The organism is Burkholderia sp. E168m23 (genome assembly GCF_016586125.1).
Taxonomy (GTDB): Bacteria; Pseudomonadota; Gammaproteobacteria; order Burkholderiales; family Burkholderiaceae; genus Burkholderia; species Burkholderia orbicola.
The window spans coordinates 1-1,263 of the sequence record NZ_BCPP01001387.1 but is presented as its reverse complement, the minus strand read 5'-3'; the positions used below and the strand labels follow the sequence as shown (position 1 = coordinate 1,263).

Sequence of the window (1,263 nt, the reverse complement as noted above, 5' to 3'; positions counted from 1 at the left end):
GACGGTCGCCTTGATCAGCTCGATCGCGGTCAGCATGTTCGCGTCGAGCGCGGCGATCCAGTCGTCGCGCGTCCATTCGCGGAAGTCGCCCGGCAGTGGGCCGCCCGCATTGTTCACGAGGATGTCGATGTGCGGCGCGGCCGCGAGCGCCGCCGCGCGACCCGCGCCCGTCGTGATGTCACCGGCCACCGCCACCACCGTGACGGCCGGGTTCAGCGCGCGCAATTCGCGGGCGGCCGCCTCGAGCGCGTCACTGCCGCGCGCGGTGATCACGGCGTTCACGCCCTCGGCGACGAGCGCCTGCGCGCAACCCTTGCCCAGCCCCTTGCTGGCCGCGCAGACCAGCGCCCAGCGGCCTTCGATGTTCAGATCCATACGTGCTTCGCTCCTGACGTCCGACGCGGGTCGCCCAGGCGCGACCACAATCGACACGGCAATAAGTTCAAGTTATAGTGAGTGCGCCCGTTTTCCGCCGCACGCCGGCGGCCTTCCGGTTCACACATCCAAAAAACGGCTTGATAAAAGGCTCGACGGGCCAGCATAAAGAATCGCCGCCATCGCGACAATCGACGGGATGTGATACCGGTATAACTTTTCGTCACACCCATGACCCCGCCGCTTCACTCGATCATTTCCCGCCTTCACCTGAAGCAGCTGCGCCTGCTGATCGCCCTCGCCGACCAGGGCTCGCTGCTGAAGGCCGCGCAGCAGGTTGCGCTCACGCAGCCGGGTGCGAGCAAGGCGCTGCAGGAGATCGAGACGACCTTCGGCACACCGCTGTTCAATCGCACCAACCGCGGGCTCGAACCGACCGAGGTCGGCGATTGCGTGATCCGCTACGCGCGGCTGATTCATACGGATCTCGCGCATCTGCGCGAGGAAATCGTCGGCATCCTGCGCGGGCATGGCGGACGCGTGAGCGTCGGCGTGATCATGGGCGCGGTGCCGCGGCTGACCGATGCGATCTCGACGCTCGTCGCGCGCCATCCGGAGATGTCCGTCGAGATCGTCGAGGACACCAGCGAGGCGCTGCTGAGCGAGATCGACGCGGGCCGGCTCGACCTCGCGATCTGCCGCACGACGATCAGCCGCACGCCGCAGCTCTACGACAGCGTGAAACTGCAGGACGAGACGCTCGCGGTGGTCGCGAACGTGCGGCATCCGCTCAAGGGCGCGAAGAAGCTCGCGTTGCGCGACCTCGCCGAATACCGATGGGTCGTGTATCGCGCGAACATGCCGATGCGGCTGCTGCTCGAGCGCGAA

General features: G+C 66.9%; 2 protein-coding genes. One reads left to right on the top strand and one right to left on the bottom strand.

The features are described 5' to 3' along the window. A partial coding sequence (locus tag JMF90_RS37525; protein ID WP_201326387.1) for an SDR family NAD(P)-dependent oxidoreductase occupies window positions 1-375 on the bottom strand: 375 nt, incomplete at its 3' end. Window positions 376-606: 231 nt separating this feature from the next. On the opposite strand from JMF90_RS37525, the gene JMF90_RS37520 reads away from it, so the two are divergent. Beyond that, window positions 607-1,263: LysR family transcriptional regulator (locus tag JMF90_RS37520; RefSeq protein WP_201326386.1), on the top strand; the 657-nt coding region annotated here is incomplete at its 3' end.